Origin of the sequence: Nonomuraea roseoviolacea subsp. carminata (assembly GCF_024172185.1) — a bacterium.
In the GTDB taxonomy this organism is placed as follows: domain Bacteria; phylum Actinomycetota; class Actinomycetes; order Streptosporangiales; family Streptosporangiaceae; genus Nonomuraea; species Nonomuraea roseoviolacea.
On the sequence record NZ_JAMZEC010000001.1, the window covers coordinates 5806466 to 5829552 of the forward strand.

A 23087-nucleotide genomic window follows, 5' to 3' on the forward strand; every position below is an offset into this window, starting at 1 on the left:
GACCGGGTCACAGAGGGAGATGCGTTGCGCCGTCGTCTCGCAGCGGCCGCCGCCCTGCTGCTGTCCGTCGCGGCGTGCTCGACCCCGGACCCCGATCCGGGCGCGGTCGAGGTCCGGCAGACGCCGCGCGGCGAGTCGGCGTTCGTCCACGTCCAGAACCTCGACGTGATCACCGAGTGGGACCCGGCCAGCTCCTACTCCAACGAGATCATCGCGTTCCAGAACGTCTACGAGACGCTCACCATGTGGAACCCGGTGACCGCCAAGGCCGCCCCCCGCCTGGCCACCTCCTGGGTCTCCTCCGTGGACGGCCGGACCTGGACGTTCAAGCTGCGGCCCGGCGTGACCTTCCACACCGGCCGGCCCCTCGACGCGGCCGCCGTCAAGGCGTCCGTCGAGCGCACCATGAAGCTCGGCCAGGGCGCCTCCTACATCTGGGACGCCGTCCAGAGCATCACGGCCGACGACCCGCTGACCGTCACCTTCACCCTCAAGTACCCCGTGCCGCTCGACCTCGTCGCCTCCTCCGGCTACGCCGCCTACGTCTACGACACCAGGGCGGCGCCCGACCTGAGCGCCTGGCTGCGCTCCGGCAAGGACGCCGGTTCCGGCCCGTACACGATCAAGTCGTGGCAGAAGGGCAAGGAGGACGAGCTCACGCTCAGCGCGTACGACGGCTACTGGGGCGGCTGGACGGGCCCGCACTACCGCACGGTCAAGTACCGCGTCGTGCCCGACCTCGACCGGGCCTGGCGGATGCTGCTGCGCGGCGAGGCCAGCTTCGTCGAGCGGCTCGACCCCCGCATGTACGCCCGCGCCAGGACCACGCCCGGCGTGCGCACCTCCCGCAGCCCGTCGTTCCAGACCATGATGATGCTCTTCAACACCGCCGAGGGGCCGGCCGCCGACGTGCGGGTGCGGCGCGCCCTGCAGAAGGCCGTCGACTACCAGGGCATCATCCACGCGCTCAAAGGCGCCGGCTCACCGGCCAGCGGCATCGTCCCCGAGGGGCTGCCCGGGCACGTCCCCGGCCGCGAGCCCAGCCAGGACCTCCCAGGCGCCACCGAGCTGCTGCGCCAGGCCGGGTATGGCCCCGGCGGCCGGCCGCTGCGGCTCAAGCTCACCTACGCCGAGGGCGACGCCGACGAGAAGCTGCTGGCCACCCGGCTCGCCGCCACGCTCAAGCCGCTCAACGTGACCCTCGACGCCAGGGCCATGCAGTGGAACGCCCAGTGGGACCTCGGCAAGCGGCGCGGCCAGGACATCTTCGTCATGTACTGGTGGCCCGACTACGCCGACGGCTACTCGTGGTTCGGCAACGTCTTCCACAGCCAGAACCCCACCGTCTTCAACCTCACCTACCTGCACGACCGCGAGACCGACGAGCTGCTCGACACGCTGCCGCGGCTGACCGTCACCGACAAGACCGGCGCCGGGCGCGCCTTCCGGCAGGCGACTGCCCGCGTCCTCGACCGGCACGCCGCCGCCGCGCTGCCCTGGGTGGTCACCTACCAGCGCGCCTACCTCGGCGGCATCCAGGGCTACGACGACAACCCCGCCTACCCGGACGTGGTCTTCGTCCACGACCTGCGCCCCGCGGGCTGAGACCGCCTCCTGAGACCGCGGGCCGAGACCGCGGGCCGAGACCGCCTAATGAGGCCGCCTACGCCTTGGGCGTCTCGACGCGCTCGCGCAGCCGCTGCCTGATCTCCTCCGGGGTGTAGGCGCGGCGGCGCCGCTCCGCCCGCGCGATCGCCACGCCCGTGGCCGCGACGCCCGCGACCCCGGCCAGCCCGAGTATCTTCCACCAGCGCATGTGCCTAGGCTAGCGGTGTGCTGACTCTCGACGAGGCCGTCGACCTCACCCGGACCGGCGATCTGTGGGTCTTCCGCGGCCGGTCGGTGCCCGACCGCGCCATCCAGACCATGACCAACAGCCCCGTCAACCACGTCGGCATGGCGATCGTCGTGGAGGACATGCCGCCGATGATGTGGCACGCGGAGCTCGGCCGGTCGCTGCCCGACCTGTGGTCGGGCACCCACCAGCGCGGGGTGCAGCTGCACGACCTGCGCGACGCCGTCACCGTCTGGGCCGACAAGTACGGCCAGCGCGCCTGGCTGCGCCAGCTCGAACCCGAGGCGACGCCCGAGATGGAGGACGCGGCGCTGCGCGTGGTCGCGCGGCTGGACGGCACGCCGTTCCCCAGCACCGCCCGGCTCGCCGCCCGCTGGGCCCGTGGCCGCGTCCCCGACCTGCGCCGCCTCCTGCGGGAGCGGGCCGTGGGGGAGCGGGGGCTGGAGAGCGCGTACTGCGCCGAGGTGGTCGCGGTGACGTACGAGGAGATGGGGCTGCTGCCGGGCGGCAGGCGGCCGAACTGGTACGACCCGGGCAGGTTCTGGAGCGGCGACGACCTCGGTCTGCTCGGCGGGCACCGGCTCGGCAAGGAGATCACGATCGGCGTCGAGCGCTCCCGCTGAAACGCGTCTTTAATTCGGATATTGGATTACTTCCCAGGGCGCGTTATCCGAGTATTGTGGTGGCCACATGTGCGGGGGCATTTCTTCCGGGACCTTTCCCGGGGACTTCCTCGGGGCTTTCCCCGGAGGCTTTCCTCGGGCGCCGAGAGGAGCACCTGCGTGGACACTTCCGACGGCCGTGTCGTCCTCTTATTGATCATCATGGCGTTGGCCCTCTTCGTCGCGGGCCGCCGGTTCCAGTCGATGGTCTCCGCACGTCAGGCGTGGCGGAACTCGATGCGGGCCGTACCGGTGAGAAGGCAGTCGAACGGCGGCGCGCTGAAAGCGGTGATCGGCGTGGCGCTGATCCTGGCGGTGGCCTTCTGGTTCCTCACCAACGCGAGCCGCATGACCTGAACGGCTTTCGCTACGCCTGAACGGCTTTCGCTACGTCCTGAACGGCTTTCGCGACGCCCGGGCCGCAACGGCGGCGACGCAGAGGGCAGATGCGGCGAAACCGACCAAACGTGCGAGCCGGACGGCGGGCCGCACGTCACCCACCCCCGGCTTGCGCCCGTCGCCCATCGTGGGCCGGTGCTCGATCCGGCCGCCGTAGACGTTGGCGCCGCCGAGCGTGACGCCGAGCGCCCCGGCGAACGCCGCCTCGCAGCGTCCCGCGTTCGGGCTCGGATGCCGGTGCCCGTCCCGTACCAGGACGGCCAGGGCCCGTCGCGGGGCCGGGGCGGCGAGCACGGTCAGCATCCCCGTGATCCGCGCCGGGATGTAGTTGGCCACGTCGTCCAGCCGCGCCGCCGCCCACCCGAACCGCTCGTAGCGCGGCGACCGGTGCCCCACCATCGCGTCCAGCGTGTTGACCACCCGATAGGCCAGCAGCCCCGGCACGCCCGCCACCGCGCCCCAGAAGAGGGGGGCGACGACGGCGTCGGAGGTGTTCTCGGCCAGCGACTCGACCGTGGCGCGGGCCAGCTCGGGGGCCTCCAGGCTCGACGGGTCGCGCCCGCACAGGTGCGGCAGGCGCTCGCGGGCACGTTCCAGATCGCCGTCCTCCAGCGCCTCGGCCATGAGCTCGCCCTCGCGGGCCAGCGTCGTCCCGCCGAGCACGGCCCAGGTGGCGGCGGCCGTCAGGGCGGCGCGGGCGACCGGATGGGACACCCGCTCGGCCGCCACGCCGAGCGCGACGGCGCCGCCGACGCACACGGCGACGTGGACGACGCCGTTCACGCGCGCGTCACGGTAGAGGCGCCGCTCCAGCGCGGCGGCGGCCCGCCCGAACAGCGCGACGGGATGCCCGGCCCGCGGGTCGCCGACCGCGGCGTCGATCAGCAGACCGGCCACGATCCCGGCGACCCTGGGCCCGTTGCTACACCAGATGGCCACGGAGGGACTCCTCATGAGAGTCGAGCCAGGCTGCCGCCCGGCGGATGCGCTGCCCGGCCCCGCCGGCCCACATGCGCGCCCAGCCGCCGCCGGTGGCCGCGCGCGCCCGCATCACGTCGTACGAGCGGTGGAAGCGCAGCCGGGCGAGGTCAAGCAACCGCCGCCGGTCGCGGCCCTCCAGGCCGTACGCGTCGCAGAACAGCCGCAGCCGCGCGCCCACGTCGAGCCCGCGCAGCAGCACGGGACAGTCCACCGGGTCGGCGATGGGCGCCCAGTGGCGCAACGTGGTCACCACGTCGAACAGCCGTGTCGTCGGCCGCGCCAGATCGAAGTCGATGAACGCCCGCGGGGACCCGTCACGGAAGACCACGTTGTCCGGGGTCACGTCGCAGTGCCCGACGACCTCCGGCTCGGCGTCGTCGTTCGACCCCGCCTGCCAGCCACGCGTACCCAGCGGGAACCCGGCGGTCGCGTCATGCAGCCCCCGCAACAACCCGGCTACCTCGGCCAGGGCCGTGTCGGAGGCGGTCACGGCGTTCAGCCCGGTCGTACCCGGGACGTAGGTGAGGATCTCCCGCCCCAGCTCGTCCATGCCCACGACCCGCGGCGCCCCGTCGAATCCGGCGGCCTCAAGATGGCGCAGCAGGGAGTGGACGGCGGGGGTGAACGATCCGGCGGGCCTGCGCACGGTCTCCCCGACGCGCACCACTCCGTCGGTCACGTCCCCGCCCTGCAAGGGGATCTCGTGCAGGAGCGTCGCGACCATGCCACGACAGCTTAGACCCATATGTACGGCCCTCGCCCGGGATTTCGGACGGCAACATCCCGGGGGATCGTCAGGTTGGGTGGACGAACACGGGGAAAACGTGTGCATGAGAGGTCGCCGGATCATGCACAATAAGGCGGGAGCGCCCTTAGCTCAGCTGGATAGAGCACCGGACTTCTAATCCGACGGTCGCAGGTTCGAATCCTGCAGGGCGCGCAACTAAGACCAGCTCAAACCCTGTCTGAGCTGGTCTTTTGCATGATCGGCGTTGTTGGGCGGTAGGCAGCGGGAGGCCGCCGTGAGCAGCCCTGTGCCAGTGGTCGCGGAACATACGCGGAATGCTCGCAGGCGCGTTTCCCCAGGTCGGCGCGCCGGTTTCGGGCCCCGGAACGGCGAAAGGACCCCGAGGTGTCCCGGGGTCCTGCTGGGCGTGGTGGGTCACGCCGCGAGTGCTTCCAAGATGCGCCGGTTGGCGACGTCCCGCTGGCCGTCGATGCACTTGGCGTAGACGCGGAGCATCACGTCCACGCCGTGGCCTGCCCGTTCGGCCGCTTCGGGCGCGTGCACGCCCGCGTTCAGCCAGAGCGAGACGGCCGCGTGCCGAAGGTCGTACGGTCTGCCCGCCAGGGGAGAGGCGACCTGATCGGGCGTGAGGGCATACGTGCGAGCCTCCTGCCAGACCTTCGCGTACGCCGATCCCGAGATCACGCCGCCTGTGCGAGTGCGGAAGAGCCGGCCGTCGTCGCCGACCCCGAACGTATCGATGTGGTCGCGGAGCATGGCCACCAGCTCGGGCGGGATGGGGACGGTGCGTGTCTGTTTCACGTCCCGGTGCTTCAGCCCGCGCTCGTCATGGGCCTGCCCGGAGTCGGTGAACCGCTTGTTGCTCTGGGGCCTGGTTCTCTCCAGGGTGAGCAGGCCCCATCCCGTCTCGGGGAGATGACAGTCCTTTTGCCGAAGGCCCGCCGCTTCGGCCGGACGGAGGCCGCCGAAGTACATGCACGCGAACATCGCGGCCAGCATCGGCCCTCTCGACCGGCCCACGTAGGTCACTGCGGTCAGCAGCTCCCGCGCCTGCTTCGGGTTGACCACGGACCTCCGGTCAATCTCGCCGCTCACCTTGGCCTTGCGGAACTTGACCTTGTGCAGCGGATTTGCCGAAAGCTCTTCCAGCTCCACGGCGTATTCGAGGGCGTGGTGGAAGACGGCCCGCTTGCGGCGGTAGGTCGAGGTCGCCGCCGCCTTGCCGTCCAGGCACAGCGCCAGGGCTTCCAGGGCAGCACGAGCGTGCTTGGTCTCCTCCAGAGCGCTCAGGGGGAGCGATGCCGCCTCCAGCCAGCGCACGGCCTTAGCGATCTCCGGTGTGGGGGTTGGTCGGCGGTCCTCGGGCAGGAACGAGTATTCGCGCAGCACCCGCCGGATGACCTCGTCGGACGGTCGGCCGGGCGCGTCAGCGACCACTACGCGGGTGACGGTGGCGAGTGTGTCCGTCATGCCCTCGCGGGACTTGGCCGCCGCGTGCGGCCACCAGGCGTGGACGTACGCGACGGCGAAGGAGTACCAGGTGCGGGCGTCCTTGGCTTTGACCATCGAGGCCGGGAGGCCGCTGTCCAGGTCGAACGCCTCGCCCTTCTTGGCGGCCTGGCGGAGGTCGGACAGGAAGCTCTCGGCCAGGCCCTTGGTCTTGAAGGTCGAGGACTTCTCACGGTTGCCGACCGTCCAGCGGACGGTGTGGGAGACGATCCGGGGCTTCTTGCCGGTGTCGTCGGATCTGGTGTTGGTGCGGATGTCCCAGAACTTGACCTTGTAGGAAGTGGTCATGCTGCGCTCCTGAGGGATTCGAGCCAGGCTTCGAGGTCGCTGCGGTAGATGCGGAGTTCGCCGTTCGGGAGGCGGATGCCTTCGGGGGCTTTGCCGATCTCGCGCCAGCGGTAGAAGGTGCGGCGGGAGACGCCGCCGAGTTCGTCCAGGACCTGGGCGACGGTGAGGAGTTCGTCCCGCTTCCTCATGCCGCCCTCCCCTCGGTTGCCGAAGGGTCTTGGCCGTCTGCTTGGGCCTGGAGTTGGGCCATGTGGGTTCGCCAGCGTTGGCGTTCGGCGACCGATCGCAGGAGACGTACGGCGAGGGGCGAGACATTGGCGTCGCCGGCCGGGACGGGCTTCCAGACGTAGCGGTGTGGGTCGGTCGGTTCGTTGGGCTGGCCGAGAGCTTCCAGAACCCAGGTGCGGCGGTCCTGCTTGTGTTCCGCGAGGGTCTTGTTTGACCACTTGCGCGAGACCAGGACGCGACGGCCGGCATAACCCAGGTGATCGGGCTTGTGTGCCTTGCTGCGGCACTGGCCGGGTGTCATCCCAGCTCTGGCGCCCTTGGGCTGGATGCCATAGCGAAGCCAGTTCGGGCATGTGGGGGAGCAAGGTTCGTAGCGCAGGGCTTCGACCATGCGGGCGATGTGATCACGCTGCGCCTGACTGCCGAGGGCTTCGCCGAGGCTCTTGGTCAGGTACTTGGACAGGTAGCGGATGCACTGGTCGGTGTCCGGGGTTCCGGCGAGGACGCCCTTGACGTCGATCTGGTCGCCGAAGCGGATGACGTGCAGGGGCTCGGCGTTCTCGTCGGTGTCGAGTTGATCGAGGGCTTGGTCCCAGGTGGGTAGGACTTCGCCGGTGCTGGGGTTGAGGTAGCCGGCGCCGTCCTCCCAGACGGGCAGGTGGTTGCCCTCAAAGACGACGGTGTCGGCCGGTGGCCACCACACCTGGTGATAGGTGGCGGCAGCGATCTGCTTGACCTCCGCCCGCGGGAGTGTGCCACGAATTGCCATGTGCAGGTGCGGGGCGAGCCGCTTCTGTGGCTCCACCGTGGCGAAGTACTGCACGTCATAGCCCGCGACCCGGCGAAGGTTCTGCACGAAGCGATCGACCAGCTTGGAGAAGTGCAGGGCGTCACGGGCTGCCCTGGAGTAGTCGTAGGTCTCGGGATCGACCGGGACGCCGTTCCGTACCTTGCCGTAGGACGGGAGGGTCAGGGTGACGAACAGCGAGGGCCGGTAGACCTTGCCGTCCGAGGACTGGAAAGTCCGCCCGAGCGTGGTGTTGGCCATCTTGCGCTTGGGCAGGTTCGGAGCGTCCTGCCGCCGCCGGGTCGAACGCGTGCGCTTGGGGACCGTCCGGCCGAGGACACTGCCACGCATGCCCGCCTCGTTGATCTCGTTGTCGATGCCTTCGATGGCGGCGTCCCAGTCGGCGGTGTCCTCGCCGAGGGCGGCGGCCTGGTCCCGGCGGGCTTGCAGGTCGGCGCGGAACTCGACCAACCACCGCTGTTCCTCGTTCGGCTCGTTCGGGGCGATGGCCGGCTCTTGGTCGAGGTGCCAGCCCTCGCGGCACTGTGCCATGCGGAGCTGCCGGTTGCGCTTGGCGCAGGACGGGCACTTGGCGTCCATGGTGGCCCCGCACGGAACGTCCACGACCTCCCAACGGCCGGTTTCGACGTCCAGGCGCTTGAGCGGGACGGGCCGGATGCAGACGCCGTACTGCTTGGCGACCTCGACGGCGACCTCTCGGGCCTGTGGCATGGCCTGCCGGAGGGCGCGAGGTAGGGAGCGATCGGTCATGCAGCCCTCCCATCGTCGGCGGTCATGGGATACGGGTGGTCGGGTTCGTGCTGGTTGACCATGGCGCGGATGTCGGTGTCGGAGACGTAGGCCGCGCGGACTCGGACCGGGTCGGGCGAGGTCTCCAGCCGGACGTAACCGATGCCGGCGCCCCGTTCGGGGACGGGTGAGATGTGATCGGCGAGGGCTCCTCGGTCGCGCGCTCCGTCGCCGAGGACCATGTCCACCTGCTCGGACTCGTCCAACCGGAGGGCGATCTTGTCAGGGAACAGGTTGCGGATGTTCATGACCTCTTTGCGCGGGTCCTGGAGGGCGGCCATGACGCCGATGCCGACCGCTCGTCCTTGGGTGGTGAGCGTGGCCAGGGCGGCGGAGATGCGCTGCTTGAGCTGCCTGTCAGCCTGGTAGGCGGTCAGGAACGCCACCTCGTCGACGACCACCAGGACGAACGGGTCCTCCACGGTCGGAGTGTGTGAGCGCTGGAGGCCGGCGAATCGGGCGGCGCGTTCTTGCATGACGGTGACGGCCTGGTCGAGCAGGTCGGCGCACTCTTCCGGTGCGGCGGCGTACCGGTCACCGAACAGGGCGCGCCCGTATGACAGCTCCATCAGCTTGGGATCGAGCGCCCAGATCTCGACGAGGCCCGCGCGTACGGCGGGGAGGAGCCCGCGGATGGTGGACCAGATGATCGAGCCCTTGCCGGCTCCGGTGGCGCCCGCGACCAGGACGTGAGTGCCGTGAACCTTGAGCCGCCACGGCCGGCCGTCCTCCTGCTTGCCGATCTCGACCGGACCCACGGTTGGCTGTTGTGGGATCGGCAGCACTGGGATCGGTGTCGCCAGCGGGTCGCGTCTCGGGAAGGCGAGGGTGAGGCGTCCGGCTTTGGCGATGGTGACCCGGCAGGAGGGGGAGCCGAAGCCATGGGCGAGGTGGTCGGTGCGGTCGGTCCAGTCCTTGACGGCTTGGCCGTCGAGCATGCGGACGGTGACGGTGTCCGCCCAGGAGGTGCAGGTGATCTTGTCGAGGCGCGGCAGGTAGTCCCGGCCTCGCAGGTGCCGGCCAAGGCCGGAAATGACCATGACCGATTGCCAGTGGCGGCGATAGACCCAGATGAGGCGCCACCAGGCCAACAGTCGGTAGCCGATCCAGCGGGCGAAGGAAGAGCGGTCGGACAGCGCCCAGGCGACGAGTCCCACCGGGGCGGGCGTGACGAGCAGCAGAGCCGTTCGCCAGCCGTACATGACGGTGAGGACGGCCGGGATGCTGGCGATGGTGATCGCGATGGGGTGTCGCCAGATGGTGCGGGCGAGCCCGGCGAGCAGCCGCCAGGCGAGGATGACGATGGTGATGATGGCGGGTGTGGTGACGACGGCCGGGCGGAAGACGACGGCCGTGTCCGGCGTGGTGGTGACGAGGTTGCGTGCTTCGTCACCGGGCAGCCGCTTGAACATAAGCTTGGAACCTCTCGTGATGTGGAGTCGTGGGAGAAACCCGGGGCCGCCGGAAGTTGGCGCTTCTGGCGCCCCCGCCTTACGTTTCAGGCCGCCGTCTGGTCGGTGGCCGGCTGGTGGAGCGTGTGATTGGTCGGGTCGGTCGTGGCGTGGAAGGCGCGCTCCGTAGACCAGGCGAAGCGGGCGGCCTCGCGGGCGAGCTGGCGGGCGAACTCGAGGTCCTCGCCGGTCACCGGACCAGTGGTGGTGATCAGGACCGAGGTGGCGCCGAAGTCGAGCGCCAGCATGGGCTCAGGGCCGTAGGGGTGGCGTAGGGTGCGGGCGGTGTGTCCCGTGGTCAGCCGGATCACGCTGCGGCGCGGGGTGCGTCGGCGGGTCATCAGGCGGCGTCCTTTCCGGCCGGAGCCTTGCTCGGAGCGGGTGGAGTGGTCGGGGCGGGCTGGCTGCTTTGGCGGGGTGCGTGCATCTCGCGGACCTTGGTCGAGTAGGCGAGACGTCCGGCGGCGTTGACGTACGGGGTGACGGTGAGGCCGTCGAACTCGACCGGCGTGAACGGCAGGCCCGGCATCGGCGACGGCGGAACCGGCTGGACCGGAGCGAGGATCTTGACCGCGACGGTCTTCTGGGCGGGCTTGAGGGTCGGGTCACCGTCCATGACCGCGACCTGCCAGACCAGCTCTTGGGTCCGCTTGTCGCGGGCCTGCACGAATCGGCCGCCGGCGGAGGCGTCGAAGTCCTTGACGGGCTCGACCTCGCCGACGATGTAGCAGCCGTGCGGGAAGACCATGGCGAAGGTGACGGGGATGGGACCTTGCAGAGCCATGACGGCCCCCTTCTTGGGTGTCAGACACTTGACCTATCAAGTGATGCTCTGAGAGTAGGCCGCTCAAACTTGGTAGGTCAAGTACCCAGGAGAAGGTGACGGCGATCTAGCCAATCAGAGAGATCGCGATGTCATGTTGTGTCCCTGCTGGTACTGAAAGCTGCTGGCCGATCCAAACCCTCAGCAGGACAATCCAGATCATGAAACCGGATCCACCACCCAAGGACGCCGCCTGGCCATGGCTGCTGTTCCTCCTATGGATCCTGGGCACACCCCTCCTGGGAGTGCTGTGGTTCAGCTACGGCTTCGCCCTTGTCGGAGGGCAGGCAACGAACAGGCAGCTCTCCCAGATCTGCGGATACGCCATGCTGATCGTCGGATTCGGCGCACCCATGTTGGGGCTACTCCTCGCCCTCGCCTCCAGGCGGCGCAGCGCCACCATCGTCTTCACCCTGGCTCTACTCACGATGGCCGTTCTCTGGGCGCGGCTGGCGCTGCACAAGTAGCCGGAAGCGCCGGTCAGCCGATCGGGTAGGCGTCTTCCAGTTCGTGGCGATCGGCCGGAAGTAGCACCTCCACCACCACCAACGGTCGGCCCGAGGCATCGCGAACCGCGCCGAAGACGGCCAGCAGTGGCACGTTCTTCGGCATGCCGAGCTGCTTGACCTCCGCAGCGGTGGGCATGCGTGCGGTGATTTGCTCCACGATGTGATCAAAGCGCACGCCCTTGCGCGACTGGAGATGCTGCCGGATGCCCTGCGGCAACGGCTCACCGCTGGTCAGGTCGGTTCCCTCGGACAGTTCCAGAGGTAGCCACAGCGAGACCAGCTCACTCGGCTCGCCCTCACGGGTGATCAGCCGTCGGCGCAGGAACGCTTTGCTCTTGGGCTGCGCATCCAGGAGCGCCGCCACCCGGTTGGGCAGTGCCACCGCGCCGGCCTCGACCAAGTCGCCGGGGGAGTCTGTCTCGGGATTGGTCAGGTACGCCTGACCTGTGCGGTTGGACTCCACCGACGTCATCGCGGGACGGCCGCGCACGAAGCGGCCCTTGCCCTGCTGGGACTCGATCCAGCCCTGCTCACGCAGCACCCGAAGCGCCGCCACGACGGTGGGCCGGGAGACGCCGAACTCCTGGATGAGCTGGTGTTCGCTGGGGAGCATGGAGCCGGGCGGGTAAATTCCCGCCTCGATACGCCGTTGAAGGGCCTGCACAAGCTGCGCATACTTCGGCGGCACGGACTCAAGCGACATTATGACCGTCCAACACCCGACAGGTTGTTTTACCAAGTTTGAGAGTAACCTGGCCGAGCGCCGCCTGTCCACGCCACGGCGGCAAACGCGAGCCGTCCAGGAAAAGGCCCGGCAGGCAGCCAGGGGAGGGCTCGGGGGCGACCCTCCCAGGGCGTGGAAGTGACTACCTGCCGGGCGGGAAGACGCGACGAGGCGATGAGACGGCCCACCCTGGTCCCCTCCTGGCCAAGGCCGCCACCACCTCGCCGCGCCCGTCCTCACTTGGCGACGTACTCCGCCAAGACGTTCGCTGCCCCCTCCACGTCATCGACCGGATGACGCTGCTCAGCGCTCTGCCACGAGTAGTACGCGCCGCCGTACCCGACGAACACCCACACCGGCAACCCCGGCTCAGGCCGATGCACCATCAGGGCGGTGTTGTTATCGCGCAGCTCTGCATTGACACCACGACTCGCCAGCCGATCGCGCAACCGGATCAAGGCGTTCGCCTCGTCCTGCTGCCCGAGGCCGGCCATGGCCGCCTGCATGACCGAGTTCATCTCCCGCTCCCTTCGCCCTGGCCGTCGCCGAGGCAGTCGAGACACTTGCGCTCCTCACTGGGTTCCGCCTCCTCCCCGTCGGCGTCGATCAGGAGAGAGCGGCGCGAGCTCTTGAGCTTGAAACCGCGTCCCCGACACGCACGGCAGGGCCTTGCCTCGCTGTTCTCGTCTGGCCGGGTCACCGTCGCCATCTCCTCGCGAGTCGTCCGGTACTCCCTGCGGCGGGAGTCCGATTCACTTACGTTGTTGATTGATGGCAAGTCCACCGGCAAAGCAGAATGAGGGGACCCCCTAAGAAGGCCCCCTCATAGCCCCTTTCCAGTCGCCCACTAGAAAGAAGGTCGGATATGCCCAAAGCGGGGATGAATGTCCGCCTTCGAGACTGGCGCCAGAAGGCCGGTTTGACCCGGGCCGAAATGGCAAAAATGGTCAATCTCAGCGAGTCGGGCGTGAAGCACTCGCTGACGTGCGACGAGGAACGCATCCGGCGCTGGGAGGCAGGAGAGGTCTCCTGGCCGCGCGAGGAGTACCGGCTGGCACTGGCAGAGATCACGCGCCTGGCCCCGGAGGACCTGGGGTTCGTTCCGATCAGACGCAGTCGCGCCAGGGCCGCTCCCGCTGACGAGGCCGCCGACGAAACGATCTCCGCACAATCCGCCCACGATTTCCCTTTGTGGCAGGCGGGGCTCAATTTCCCACCCCTTCGGGACAAACAGGAGCTAGAGCTACAATTGCCGCCAGTGGCCGATGAGGAGACCCTTGTCGTGCCGGGTCGCGCGCCCGATGGGAGGATCGTCTTCTTGTCTGTATCCCGTCGCACATTTCTTCAAGGGCTGGGTATCGGCCTCGCGGGAATCACGCCGCCGCAAAGTCGATCGCCGTACATGTCACCCGCCCGACGCCTGGCCTCAGCCACGGGTGATGTGAACCCGATCGAGCACCTGTATCAGGTCCGTCAGGTCTTGATCGCCAACGACAATCTTCTCGGCCCCTTGAACGCGATCCCCGCAGTCCAGCAGCAGATCACCGCCATCCAGCAGCTCCGCCAGGAGACGCGCGGCGCTGACCGTCACCAGCTCCTCAAGCTCCAGGCCGAGTACAGCGAGTTCTGCGGCTGGCTCTACCACGACGCCGGCGACTTCCACACGGCCCAGTACTGGACAGACCGCGCCCTCGAACTGTCACACGCCATCGCCGACCGGGACATGACCGCCTACATCATGGCGCGCAAGAGCCAACTCGCCGGCGACATCGGAGACCCGGTCACCGCCGTCGACATGGCCGAGGCAGCGGGCAACCTCGCTCGTCCGGGCAGCCGCCTTCAGGCGCTCGCACCCACCTATGCCGGCTACGGCCACGCCCTCCACCGCGACGACGGCGCAGCCAGACACGAGCTGGACCGTGCACACCAACTACTCCTCGACATCGCCGACGACCCCGACTCGCCATGGGCCGTGTGGCTGGACGAGCCGTACCTTCAGGCCCAGCGAGCCCGCAGCAACGCCGCACTCGGCCGGTTCGGCGAAGCCGTCGAAGGCTTCCAGCAAGCGATCGCCGCCGTCCCACAGTCCTTCCGGCGCGACCGGGGCGTCTACCTGTCGCGTCAGGCCCTCGCTCACGCCGGCGCCGAGGAGCCCGAGCACGCCGCAGGTGTTGCCATGTCCGCCCTCTACATCGCGGAGGAGACCGGATCCGCGCGCATCATGAACGAACTCCTCAGGCTGGACAGGCACCTCGACCGATGGCGCAGCACGCCGCTAGTTGCCGAGTTCCACACGGCCTTGAGGAGTACCGTGGTGAAGCAAGCATGATCATGACTTGATCGGTTCTCCTCCTCCGGAAGGTCCCATGCGCCCCTACGTCCTGCTGAGCTGTGCCATGTCTGTGGACGGCTACATCGACGACACGACACCCGAACGGCTCCTGTTGTCCAACGCCGCGGACTTCGACCGTGTGGACCAGGTCCGGGCCGAGAGCGACGCCATCCTCATCGGTGCGACGACGATGCGCCGCGACAACCCCCGCCTCCTGGTCAACTCCGAGGCCCGTCGAGCCGAGCGTGCCGCCCACGGCCTTCCCGCGTACCCGCTCAAGGTCACTATCACCAACAGCGGAGACCTTGACCCCGACCTGAAGTTCTGGCACCACGGCGGCGAGAAGATCGTCTACTGCCCCGACTCCGCCACCGCAAAGCTACGCGAAGCCCTGGGCGAACTCGCCGGCGTGGTGAGCCTTGGCCCCACCGTGGATCTCGGTCGCATGCTTGACGATCTCGGCGAGCGCGGCATCCGCCGCCTCATGGTGGAGGGCGGTGGCACCATCCACACCCAGTTCCTCACCCAAGGGCTGGCGGACGAGATCCACCTCGCCATCGCTCCCATCTTCGTCGGCGACGGCAACGCGCCCCGCTTCGTCAACCCCGGCGACTTCCCGGGAGGCGCCGGCCACCGCATGGCACTTGCCGAAGTACGGGCCGTGGACGACGTCGTCCTCCTTCGCTACCTGCCGAAAGAATCCTCGGGTAGTAAGACCTCATGACCGGCACCAGCACCGAACAAGACCGCCGATGGCTGCTCACCGCGATCGACCTCTCCCACGAGTGCCCGCCATCGCAGACGGCCTTCTCAGTCGGTGCGGTCATCGTCGACGAGCACGGCAACGAGATCAGCCGCGGCTACTCCCGCGAGACGGACGACCACGTCCACGCGGAGGAGTCGGCCCTGTCCAAGCTCTCTGCCGACGACCCCCGCCTCAAGACGGCCACCCTCTACAGCTCCCTGGAGCCCTGCACCCAACGCCGGTCACGCCCGAGAACCTGCACACAGCTCATCCTTGACGCCGGCATCCCCCGCGTAGTGACGGCCTGGAAGGAACCGCCCACCTTCGTCATCGACGCCAACGGCACCGAAGCCCTGACCACCGCAGGAGTCACGGTCATCACACTGCCGGAACTCGCCGATGCCGCGCGTGCCGCCAATACGCATCTGCTCGGGGACCAGGGCTCATAGTGCCCGAGGGACTTGCCGAATTGTTCTCATAGGTGATCAAGGGCGGCGCTGCGCGCCGCCACGCGGCCCGCGCACGCCCGCACGCTGCGCGTGCGGCCTGGGGGCCGTTCTCGCGCGCGACGCGCGCGGGCCGCTCCAGCTCAACGGCGCCATCTCATCCACCACGGGGAAGGCTGCCCCGACTGCTGCTCTGTCTGCCGATACGCGTCCAGGACAGGAACGGCAGCAAACGCCGCTTCATACTGAGCCCGTTGGAACACGAACGGACCGATGCCATCGAGATCTTCGAGATCCACCTCATCCTGGTAGTCCACCTGCCAACCAAGGTCCTGCCAAACCACCTGATCAGAAGTGATGACCACGACGGCTGTCAGCGCACCACATCCAAGGTCACCGCACTCCGGGCACACATACAGCGGAACCCTGCCGTCATCCAGCGAAGAGGCAGCTCTGCCTTGCAATCGGTCAACCTCAAGCCCAAGCTCACTGCCAGCGGACAACCAGAGGACGGACGCCATGTCCCCGCTCCTCGGACTCCGCCGCGTCACTAGATCAAGCAGAGAACCGCCGTCGATCTCGAAGTCGAGAAAACTGCACTCTGATCGAAAGACTCCCTTTCCGAGCTGCTCATGGGGACGCAACCGCCGGACCAGTGACAACGTGTTGACCATGCCGTCCAGCGTTTCAGCATCAAGGTTGAGACACCAACCCCATACGCCTCCGGCGGGGGCGCTCCGGCTCCGGGATGATCGCCGCGTTGGGCCTGAGGACCGTAGATGGCTGAGATGGAGCCTGATCATCCCGCCCACCATCGATCCGGGACAAGCCGAGCAGACCAGGGCCACGGGGCCAAGGTCGTTCCTCCAGTAGGGGGCTCCACCTTGTCCCCGTGGCCCTGGCCCGCTTCCCCTTCGGGCGGGTCGACGGCAGACGGGATGATCAGGCGGGCAGGGTCCGCGCGTCGCGCGAGAAACACCAGGTCGCAGGCTGATCGCCGGGCCATTAGCGGGCCATTAACCAGGGTGACGAGGGGTCAACCACGGTCACTCACGACCAAGCCGGCAACCACTGCTACCAGGAACGCCCTGCTACGCGTACCGTGATCGGTGCAGTTCCCAAGCTGACAGCGCGGGTCCAGTTGTCTTTCCTTTCCACTTCCGACGCATGCAACCATGGCCAAATGTCGTCTCTACAACCGACGCGGGCCGATGTGGAAGCACAGTTCGTCGCACTGCTCAACGGGTCGTCAACTCGCGATGAGGTCGATCGATGGGCAGCGCAATGGGACGGTGCCGACATAGATGATGACCTCGTCTGGTGGGCGCTCGACAAGCTCCACGGCGTCGACATGGCGCACGGTCCGGGCGGACCCTACCTCCATGACGACGAGCAGATTGCGAGCTGGCTCGCCCTGTTTCGAAGTATGGCCAGCTGATGGCGTGCGACAAGATCCGGAACATGCGCGGAATGATCTTTCCGTCTCAACTGATCTCCTGAGACCATCCGCAGGTCAGTACGTTGCCTGAAGCAAGAGCAGAAATCCACTTCTAATCCGACGGTCGCAGGTTCGAATCCTGCAGGGCGCGCACTTCCCTACCAGGGAAAACCCCCGCTCTACCTGCGGTTATGCAGCGAGGCGGGGGTTTCCCATGTCCGGCTGTCCACGGCTGATGCCGATCATTGGCGGGTGCCTCTCCCCAATGCGTTCCCCGGATGGGGCAGAGGTAGCTAGCACCGCCCGGCAGGCCGCTACCCGGTCAACGCCTCCATCCGGATCGGCATGCGTAGTTCAGCCTTTGTAGACCTGGGCTCGGTGCCAGGCAAAGAAGGGCTCCCGGCTCTCCGACCACTGGCTGGACCTTCGCCCGTGCAGCCGTCGGCGGGTGTACTCGCCGAGAGTGGGATGCTCTGGCGATAGCCATAGGAGCCTCCAGGGCCGGTTCCGGGGGTTGTCGCAGGTCAGCGTCTAGATGCTAGGTCGCTGGTCGTGCCGCATTTTGGGGCCTAGAGGCGATCCCGGGGCTGTGAAGCGGCGCCGGAACTCCGGCTCTTGTCACGCTGGGTTACGGCGTCGAGGATGTCGTCACGGGCGATGCCGGCCGTGGCCGACCACCTTGACGCCGCCATGCAGCCATGCGGCTGTGCAAATAACCCTATAAACCAGTAGGAAATATTGACTTCTCGGGGATGGCGGCCTAGCGTCGTGAGCATGAGCCAGGGCTTCCTCCTGACCAGGCGCTCCCACGTGGATTTCGGCCACGTCGCCAGCGCACAGTGTCGTTGATCACGGACCCGTAGCCGCCGAATCTCACCCTCGTGCTCCGGTGTGGCCGCCGCCGTCCACGCCCTCGCCGACGACTCCTCTTTTCCTCCGCGCTCCCGACAGTCGCCGGGGCGCCGCGTGAGCATGCCTACTCCCGTGAGGAACTCTCGTGATCAAGCCATCAGTGACATCCGGACGCCCCGGCCACCGCCCGCACCGGACGGGGGTGCCCGCATGACCGACACGCTGCCCGACCGCGCCATCGCCACCGACCAGTTCAGGCAGGCGCTCGCCGTGCACGCCAGCGGCGTCGTGGTCGTCACCGCGCAGAACGACGGCATCCCCGTGGGCCTCACCGCCACCTCCTTCTCCTCCGTCAGCCTCGAACCGCCCCTGGTCTCCTTCTACGTGGACCGTTCCTCCACCACCTGGCCGCAGCTGGGCGCCGCCGACCATTTCGCGGTCAACATCCTGGCCAGCGACCAGGCCGAGTTGGCGGCTCGGTTCGCCCGCAAGAACATCGACCGGTTCGCCGCCCCGACCCGCTGGCGGCCCGGACCACTGGGGGCCCCGCTGTTGCAGGACGTCTCGGCGCACCTGATCTGCCTGCCCTACGAACGAGCCGAGGTCGGCGACCACCTCCTGGTGGTCGGCCTGGTCGCCGCGGCCGGCATACGGCACGCCGGCCGCCCGCTCCTCTACCACCAGGGACGCTTCGGCCGTTTCCTGGCCCACCCCGACTCCTGATCCCCGGAGCAGCTTGTGTCCACATCCACGCAGACGCCGGCCTACGCGAGCCCCGTCGACCACGCCGCGTACGGCCACTACGGTCCGGGGCGCCTGCACCTGTCCCCGGACTGGAACCGCCCGGTCTACCCCTTCCAGGGCAGGATCACCGCCAACGGTTCCAGCGGCTTCCGCGCCGAGCCCGGCCGCTACCACCTCTACGTCGCCTGGGTCTGCCCCTATGCCCACCGCGCCGCGATCGTCCGCAAGCTCAAGGGCCTGGAGGACGTCGTCTCCCTGTCCTATGTGGACGACGAGCGCGACGGCCGCGGCTGGGCGTTCAGGGAACGCCGCGGCCCGGACCCGATCAACCGCTTCACCCTGCTGGAGCAGGCCTACGACGCCACCGAGAAGGGATATGGCGGCCACATCTCGGTCCCCGTGCTCTGGGACCGGAAGACCGGCACGATCGTCAGCAACAACTTCCCCGACATCACGATCGACCTGGCCACCCAGTTCGAGCAATGGGCCGACACCTCGATCGATCTCTATCCGGACGCGCTACGCCCGGAGATCAACAAGCTGAACGGGTGGATCTACTACGACGTCAACGCGGGCGTTTCGCGGGTGGCCCGCGCCGCAACCGAGGAGGATCGCGAGCGAGAGCGCCACGTGGTCGTCTCGGCACTCGAACGCCTGGATGGGCGCCTGGCCGAGCAGCGTTTCCTGGCTGGTGACACGATCACCGAGGCCGACGTGCGGCTGTGGGTGACGCTGGCCAGGTTCGACGCCGACTACAACCGTGGCCACCTCGTCAGCGAGCGGGAGCTGAGCGACTTCGAACACCTGTGGCCCTACGCCCGCGACCTCTACCAGCGTCCCGCCTTCCGCGAGACCACCGAGGGCCTGCCCGACACCTGGGACGCGCCGCACGGGCGTGGCCGATGACACGCAAGCGGGTCCACCTGGCTGCCCACTTCCCCGGCGTGAACAACACGACAGTCTGGGCCGACCCCCGCTCCGGCAGCCAGATCGACTTCGCCTCGTTCGTCCATCTCGCGAAGACGGCCGAGCGTGGCAAGCTCGACTTCTTCTTCCTGGCCGAGGGTTTGCGGCTGCGCGAGCTCAAGGGCCGTATCCACGATCTCGACGTGGTGGGCCGGCCGGAGTCGCTCACCGTGCTGAGCGCGCTGGCCGCGGTGACCGACCGGCTCGGGCTGGCCGGGACCGTCAACGCGACCTTCAACGAGCCGTACGAGCTGGCCAGGCGCCTGTCCACGCTCGATCACCTGAGCGAAGGCCGGGCCGCCTGGAACGTGGTGACCACCTCCGACGCCTTCACCGGCGAGAACTTCCGCCGCGGCGGCTACCTGGACCGCGCCGACCGGTACGAGCGGGCAGCCGAGTTCGTCCGCCTGGCCCGCGAGCTGTGGGATTCCTGGCAGCGCGACGCCATCGCGACCGACGCGGCGGCAGGTACGTTCGTCCGTCCGGGCGCCATCGGCACGGTCGGACACCGGGGCAGGCACTTCTCGGTCGAGGGCCGCTTCACGCTGCCCCGCAGCCCGCAGGGCCACCCCGTGATCATCCAGGCGGGCGACTCCGACGAGGGCCGCGAGTTCGCCGCCGCCGACGCCGATGTGATCTTCACACCGCACGGCAGGCTGGAGGATGGCAAGCGCTTCTACGCCAACGTCAAGCGCCGCCTGGCCAGGTACGGTCGCGAGCCGCACCAGTTGAAGATCATGCCTGGCGTGACGTTCGCGCTGGGCGACACCGAGGAGGAGGCCGCGGAGAACGCCGCCCGCATCCGGCGTCAGCAGGTCGGGCCGCAGACGGCGATCGCGTTCCTGGAACAGGTGTGGGGTCGTGACATGTCGGCCTACGACCCGGAGGGCCCGCTGCCGGAGATCGAGCCGGACATGTCCGACGGCGTCTCCCAGGGACGGGTGCCGATCAAGGATCGCGCCGCCGTGGCCGCCAAGTGGCGGGCCCTGGCCGCGGAGAAGGGGCTGTCCATTCGTGACCTCGTCATCGAGGTGACCGGACGGCAGACCTTCATCGGCACCCCTGAAAGCGTGGCCCGGCAGATCGACGAGCATGTGCAGGCCGGCGCCGCCGACGGGTTCATCCTCGTGCCGCACCTGACGCCCGGTGGGCTGGACGAGTTCGTGGATCGGGTGGTGCCGGTGCTGCAGGAGCGCGGCGCCTTCCGTACCGAATACACCGGCACCACCCTTCGCGACCATCTGGAGCTCACATGACGTTGCACCTCGCCGTGGCACTGGATGGCGCGGGCTGGCACCCCGCCGCCTGGCGCTCGCTGGACTCCCCGGAGACGATCTTCTCGGCACGTCACTGGGCGGAGTTGGTGGCCGAGGCCGAGCGCGGGCTGCTCGACTTCGTCACCATCGAGGACGCGTTCGGGTTGCAGTCCACACTCGCCGACGCTACCGACGAGCGGACCGACCAGGTGCGGGGCCGGTTCGACGCGGTGCTGCTGGCGGCCCGGCTGGCCCCGCTCACCAGCCGGATCGGGCTGGTGCCCACGGCCACCACCACGCACACCGAGCCCTTCCACGTGGCCATCGGCATCGCCACGCTCGACCACATCAGCGGCGGTCGGGCCGGCTGGCGGCCGCAGATCTCCGCGCGGGCCGCCGAGGCGCGGCTCGTCGGCCGCCGGGAGTTCCCGCCGCTCGACCGCGTCCTGAATCGGCCGGGCGGCGTGGACCTGTCCGACGACCCGCATGTGCGCGATCTGTTCGCGGAGGCGGCGGACGTGGTGGAGGTGGCGCGGCGGCTCTGGGACAGCTGGGAGGACGACGCCGAGATCCGCGACGTGGCCACCGGCCGATTCATCGACCGGGACAAGCTCCATTACATCGACTTCGCCGGGCGGTTCTTCTCCGTGAAGGGGCCGTCGATCACGCCGCGGTCGCCGCAGGGGCAGCCCGTGGTGACCGCGCTGGCGCACGCGCGGCTGCCGTACGAGTTCGCCGCGGGCGGTGCCGACGTCGTGTATGTGACGCCGCGCTCGGCCGAGCAGGCCCGCGCCGTCGTCGAGGAGGTCAGGGGGCTGTCCGGCGAGCTGAAGATCTTCGCCGACCTGCTGGTGTTTCTGGGCGAGGGCGCGGCCGGGCGCAAGGCGCGGCTCGACGAACTGGATGGGGCCGAGCTCGTCTCCGACGCCGCGATCTTCACCGGCACCCCCGGTGAGCTGGCCGAGGTGCTGCTGGAGTGGCGGCGGGCCGGGATACAGGGGTTCCGGCTGCGGCCCGGCGCGGTGCCGTACGACCTGGAGCGGATCACCCGGGAACTGACGGCCGAGCTGCGGGGGCGCGGGGCGTTCCGGCACGAGTACGAAGCATCCACGTTGCGGGGGCTGCTCGGCCTGCCACGCCCGGTCAGCCGCTACGCGGAGGCGCCATGAGGTTCCTGCTCATCACGTTGATCGTGCACAACGGCGACCGATCGCCCACCGAGCGCTTACGCGAGGTCGTCGACAACGCGGTGCTGGCAGAGGAGCTCGGCTTCGACGGGTTCGGCGTGTTCCAAACCGAGATCGCGCCCGTGCTGCGCGCGGAGATCCCCAGCCGGCCTTTCCCCGGAGGTGTCTCGTGACACTGTCCATCCTGGACCTCGCCCCGATCGTCTCCGGGGGCAGCCCCGGCCAGGCGTTGCGCAACACCATCGACCTGGCCCGACGGGCCGAGGAGTTCGGCTACCGCCGGTACTGGCTGGCCGAGCACCACTTCGCGCCCGGTGTGGCCAGCTCGGCGCCCGCCGTGCTGATCGCCCTGGTTGCCGCGGCGACGACCGCGATCCGGGTGGGATCGGGGGCCGTGCAGCTCGGGCACCAGACGCCGCTGTCGGTGGTCGAGCAGTTCGGGCTCATTGACGCGCTCCACCCGGGCCGCATCGACCTGGGGATAGGCCGTTCGGGGCAGCGTCGCGCCGAGCTCGCCAAGGCCGCCTGGGAGCCCAGGCCCGCCAGGGTCGTGGACGGGCTGCTGATCCCGCCGCCGTTCGACTTCTCACAGCTGGCCAAGCACCCCCATCTCGCCCACTACGCGACGCTGCTCCAGCAGCCGGGCGCGCAGACGCCGGATTTCGCCGCCCAGATCGACGAGGTGCTGGCCTTCCTCAAGGGCACGCACGAGGCGCGGGCCGTTCCGGGCGAGGGCGCGGACGTGGAGGTGTGGATCCTCGGCAGCAGCGGCGGGCAGAGCGCGCAGGTGGCAGGGGAACGGGGACTGCCGTTCGCGGCCAACTACCACGTCAGCCCGTCCAGCGTGCTGGAGGCCGTGGAGGCCTACCGGGAGGCATTCAAGCCGTCCGACGCGCTGGCCGAGCCGTATGTCGTCGTCTCGGCGGACGCGGTGGTCGCCGAGGACGAGGCGAAGGCCCGCGAGCTGGCCAAAGGCTACGGCCTTTGGGTGCGCAGCATCAGGACCGGCGCAGGCGCGATGCGGTACCCCACCGGTGAGGAGGCCGACGCGCACGCCTGGACCGACGCCGACCGCGAGCTCGTCAAGGACCGCGTCGACACCCAGTTCGTCGGCACGCCCGATCAAGTGGCCGAGCGGCTGCGCGTGCTGCGCCGCGTGACCGGGGCCGACGAGCTGCTGGTCACCACCATCACCCACGATCATCGCGACCGCGTGCGCTCGTACGAGCTGCTCGCAGAAGCATGGAAACGCCCGTGAAGCGGCCGCCCCCTCCACTCCTCGACGCTCAAGGAGCCGGACGGGCTGTTCCTCGCCCGCACTACCTGAGAGTCGCCTGGTGGGAGGCG

The 23087-nt window shown here is 68.9% G+C and carries 26 protein-coding genes and 1 tRNA gene; 15 read left to right on the plus strand and 12 right to left on the minus strand.

The window, feature by feature from the left end; translation table 11 throughout:
• Nucleotides 1–24: 24 nt before the first annotated feature.
• The gene (locus tag HD595_RS26910; RefSeq protein WP_253773676.1) at nucleotides 25–1605 is read left to right on the plus strand and encodes an ABC transporter substrate-binding protein; all 1581 of its coding nucleotides are present in this window, start codon (nucleotides 25–27) and stop codon (nucleotides 1603–1605) included.
• Between the two features lie 58 nt (nucleotides 1606–1663).
• On the opposite strand, the gene HD595_RS26915 is transcribed toward HD595_RS26910, so the two are convergent.
• The gene (locus tag HD595_RS26915) at nucleotides 1664–1816 is read right to left on the minus strand and encodes a hypothetical protein (RefSeq protein ID WP_253773678.1); all 153 of its coding nucleotides are present in this window, start codon (nucleotides 1814–1816) and stop codon (nucleotides 1664–1666) included.
• A gap of 20 nt (nucleotides 1817–1836) precedes the next feature.
• Between HD595_RS26915 and HD595_RS26920 the strand changes: the two genes are divergently transcribed.
• Nucleotides 1837–2478: a hypothetical protein gene (locus HD595_RS26920; protein ID WP_253781323.1), complete on the plus strand. Its 642-nt coding sequence runs from the start codon at nucleotides 1837–1839 to the stop codon at nucleotides 2476–2478.
• A gap of 159 nt (nucleotides 2479–2637) precedes the next feature.
• Nucleotides 2638–2874: a hypothetical protein gene (locus HD595_RS26925; protein WP_253773680.1), complete on the plus strand. Its 237-nt coding sequence runs from the start codon at nucleotides 2638–2640 to the stop codon at nucleotides 2872–2874.
• A gap of 30 nt (nucleotides 2875–2904) precedes the next feature.
• Here HD595_RS26925 and HD595_RS26930 read toward each other — a convergent pair whose 3' ends face one another.
• Nucleotides 2905–3855: a cobalamin biosynthesis protein gene (locus HD595_RS26930; protein ID WP_253773682.1), complete on the minus strand. Its 951-nt coding sequence runs from the start codon at nucleotides 3853–3855 to the stop codon at nucleotides 2905–2907.
• Nucleotides 3839–4621 (minus strand): phosphotransferase, encoded by a 783-nt coding sequence (locus HD595_RS26935; protein ID WP_253773684.1) that lies wholly within the window; start codon nucleotides 4619–4621, stop codon nucleotides 3839–3841. The genes HD595_RS26930 and HD595_RS26935 overlap by 17 nt, the downstream gene beginning before the upstream one ends.
• A gap of 142 nt (nucleotides 4622–4763) precedes the next feature.
• Between HD595_RS26935 and HD595_RS26940 the strand changes: the two genes are divergently transcribed.
• Nucleotides 4764–4837 (plus strand) — tRNA-Arg (locus HD595_RS26940).
• A gap of 222 nt (nucleotides 4838–5059) precedes the next feature.
• Here the strand turns inward: HD595_RS26940 and HD595_RS26945 are convergent.
• The 6 genes from HD595_RS26945 to HD595_RS26970 all read right to left on the minus strand — a co-directional run bounded on the left by HD595_RS26945 (nucleotide 5060) and on the right by HD595_RS26970 (nucleotide 10502).
• On the minus strand, nucleotides 5060–6442 hold the full coding sequence (locus tag HD595_RS26945) for a tyrosine-type recombinase/integrase (RefSeq protein WP_253773686.1): 1383 nt from the start codon (nucleotides 6440–6442) through the stop codon (nucleotides 5060–5062).
• On the minus strand, nucleotides 6439–6630 hold the full coding sequence (locus HD595_RS26950; protein WP_253773688.1) for a helix-turn-helix transcriptional regulator: 192 nt from the start codon (nucleotides 6628–6630) through the stop codon (nucleotides 6439–6441). Before HD595_RS26950 ends, HD595_RS26945 begins: the two co-directional genes overlap by 4 nt.
• Nucleotides 6627–8228, minus strand: a complete 1602-nt coding sequence (locus HD595_RS26955; protein ID WP_253773690.1) for a helitron helicase-like domain-containing protein — start codon at nucleotides 8226–8228, stop codon at nucleotides 6627–6629. The genes HD595_RS26950 and HD595_RS26955 overlap by 4 nt, the downstream gene beginning before the upstream one ends.
• Nucleotides 8225–9679: an FtsK/SpoIIIE domain-containing protein gene (locus HD595_RS26960; RefSeq protein ID WP_253773692.1), complete on the minus strand. Its 1455-nt coding sequence runs from the start codon at nucleotides 9677–9679 to the stop codon at nucleotides 8225–8227. The genes HD595_RS26955 and HD595_RS26960 overlap by 4 nt, the downstream gene beginning before the upstream one ends.
• Nucleotides 9680–9765: 86 nt before the next feature.
• Nucleotides 9766–10059 carry a hypothetical protein gene (locus HD595_RS26965; RefSeq protein WP_253773694.1) on the minus strand — a complete coding sequence of 98 codons (294 nt, stop codon included), beginning with the start codon at nucleotides 10057–10059 and terminating at the stop codon, nucleotides 9766–9768.
• Nucleotides 10059–10502, minus strand: a complete 444-nt coding sequence (locus HD595_RS26970; RefSeq protein ID WP_253773695.1) for a plasmid replication, integration and excision activator — start codon at nucleotides 10500–10502, stop codon at nucleotides 10059–10061. The genes HD595_RS26965 and HD595_RS26970 overlap by 1 nt, the downstream gene beginning before the upstream one ends.
• Nucleotides 10503–10702: 200 nt before the next feature.
• On the opposite strand from HD595_RS26970, the gene HD595_RS26975 reads away from it, so the two are divergent.
• Complete coding sequence (locus tag HD595_RS26975; protein WP_253773697.1) at nucleotides 10703–11008, plus strand: hypothetical protein; 306 nt, start codon at nucleotides 10703–10705, stop codon at nucleotides 11006–11008.
• Between the two features lie 13 nt (nucleotides 11009–11021).
• On the opposite strand, the gene HD595_RS26980 is transcribed toward HD595_RS26975, so the two are convergent.
• Both HD595_RS26980 and HD595_RS26985 read right to left on the minus strand, forming a co-directional pair.
• On the minus strand, nucleotides 11022–11753 hold the full coding sequence (locus HD595_RS26980; protein ID WP_253773698.1) for a GntR family transcriptional regulator: 732 nt from the start codon (nucleotides 11751–11753) through the stop codon (nucleotides 11022–11024).
• 257 nt (nucleotides 11754–12010) lie between these two features.
• A complete protein-coding gene (locus tag HD595_RS26985; protein WP_253773700.1) occupies nucleotides 12011–12292 on the minus strand; it encodes a hypothetical protein in 282 nt (93 codons plus the stop codon).
• Between the two features lie 347 nt (nucleotides 12293–12639).
• Between HD595_RS26985 and HD595_RS26990 the strand changes: the two genes are divergently transcribed.
• Genes HD595_RS26990 through HD595_RS27000 form a run of 3 tightly spaced genes read left to right on the plus strand, consistent with a single transcriptional unit; the run spans nucleotide 12640 to nucleotide 15300 of the window.
• Complete coding sequence (locus HD595_RS26990) at nucleotides 12640–14103, plus strand: helix-turn-helix transcriptional regulator (protein ID WP_253773702.1); 1464 nt, start codon at nucleotides 12640–12642, stop codon at nucleotides 14101–14103.
• Nucleotides 14104–14140: 37 nt separating this feature from the next.
• Entirely contained in the window at nucleotides 14141–14830 is a 690-nt protein-coding gene (locus HD595_RS26995) for a RibD family protein (protein WP_253773704.1), read from the plus strand.
• Nucleotides 14827–15300 carry a cytidine/deoxycytidylate deaminase family protein gene (locus tag HD595_RS27000; RefSeq protein WP_253773706.1) on the plus strand — a complete coding sequence of 158 codons (474 nt, stop codon included), beginning with the start codon at nucleotides 14827–14829 and terminating at the stop codon, nucleotides 15298–15300. Before HD595_RS26995 ends, HD595_RS27000 begins: the two co-directional genes overlap by 4 nt.
• A 140-nt stretch (nucleotides 15301–15440) precedes the next feature.
• Here HD595_RS27000 and HD595_RS27005 read toward each other — a convergent pair whose 3' ends face one another.
• On the minus strand, nucleotides 15441–15818 hold the full coding sequence (locus HD595_RS27005) for a hypothetical protein (RefSeq protein ID WP_253773707.1): 378 nt from the start codon (nucleotides 15816–15818) through the stop codon (nucleotides 15441–15443).
• A 662-nt stretch (nucleotides 15819–16480) separates the two neighbouring features.
• On the opposite strand from HD595_RS27005, the gene HD595_RS27010 reads away from it, so the two are divergent.
• The 7 genes from HD595_RS27010 (at nucleotide 16481) to HD595_RS27040 (ending at nucleotide 22998) form a co-directional block, all read left to right on the plus strand.
• Nucleotides 16481–16735, plus strand: coding sequence for a hypothetical protein (locus HD595_RS27010; RefSeq protein ID WP_253773709.1), 255 nt, complete (start codon nucleotides 16481–16483; stop codon nucleotides 16733–16735).
• Nucleotides 16736–17797: 1062 nt separating this feature from the next.
• Complete coding sequence (locus HD595_RS27015; RefSeq protein ID WP_253773711.1) at nucleotides 17798–18310, plus strand: flavin reductase family protein; 513 nt, start codon at nucleotides 17798–17800, stop codon at nucleotides 18308–18310.
• 15 nt (nucleotides 18311–18325) lie between these two features.
• Nucleotides 18326–19237, plus strand: coding sequence for a glutathione S-transferase C-terminal domain-containing protein (locus HD595_RS27020; RefSeq protein WP_253773713.1), 912 nt, complete (start codon nucleotides 18326–18328; stop codon nucleotides 19235–19237).
• The gene (locus tag HD595_RS27025; protein WP_253773715.1) at nucleotides 19234–20553 is read left to right on the plus strand and encodes an NtaA/DmoA family FMN-dependent monooxygenase; all 1320 of its coding nucleotides are present in this window, start codon (nucleotides 19234–19236) and stop codon (nucleotides 20551–20553) included. Before HD595_RS27020 ends, HD595_RS27025 begins: the two co-directional genes overlap by 4 nt.
• Nucleotides 20550–21722: an LLM class flavin-dependent oxidoreductase gene (locus tag HD595_RS27030; RefSeq protein ID WP_253773717.1), complete on the plus strand. Its 1173-nt coding sequence runs from the start codon at nucleotides 20550–20552 to the stop codon at nucleotides 21720–21722. The genes HD595_RS27025 and HD595_RS27030 overlap by 4 nt, the downstream gene beginning before the upstream one ends.
• The gene (locus HD595_RS27035) at nucleotides 21719–21913 is read left to right on the plus strand and encodes an LLM class flavin-dependent oxidoreductase (RefSeq protein WP_253773719.1); all 195 of its coding nucleotides are present in this window, start codon (nucleotides 21719–21721) and stop codon (nucleotides 21911–21913) included. The genes HD595_RS27030 and HD595_RS27035 overlap by 4 nt, the downstream gene beginning before the upstream one ends.
• Nucleotides 21910–22998 carry an MsnO8 family LLM class oxidoreductase gene (locus tag HD595_RS27040; protein ID WP_253773721.1) on the plus strand — a complete coding sequence of 363 codons (1089 nt, stop codon included), beginning with the start codon at nucleotides 21910–21912 and terminating at the stop codon, nucleotides 22996–22998. Before HD595_RS27035 ends, HD595_RS27040 begins: the two co-directional genes overlap by 4 nt.
• The last annotated feature ends 89 nt before the right edge of the window (nucleotides 22999–23087 follow it).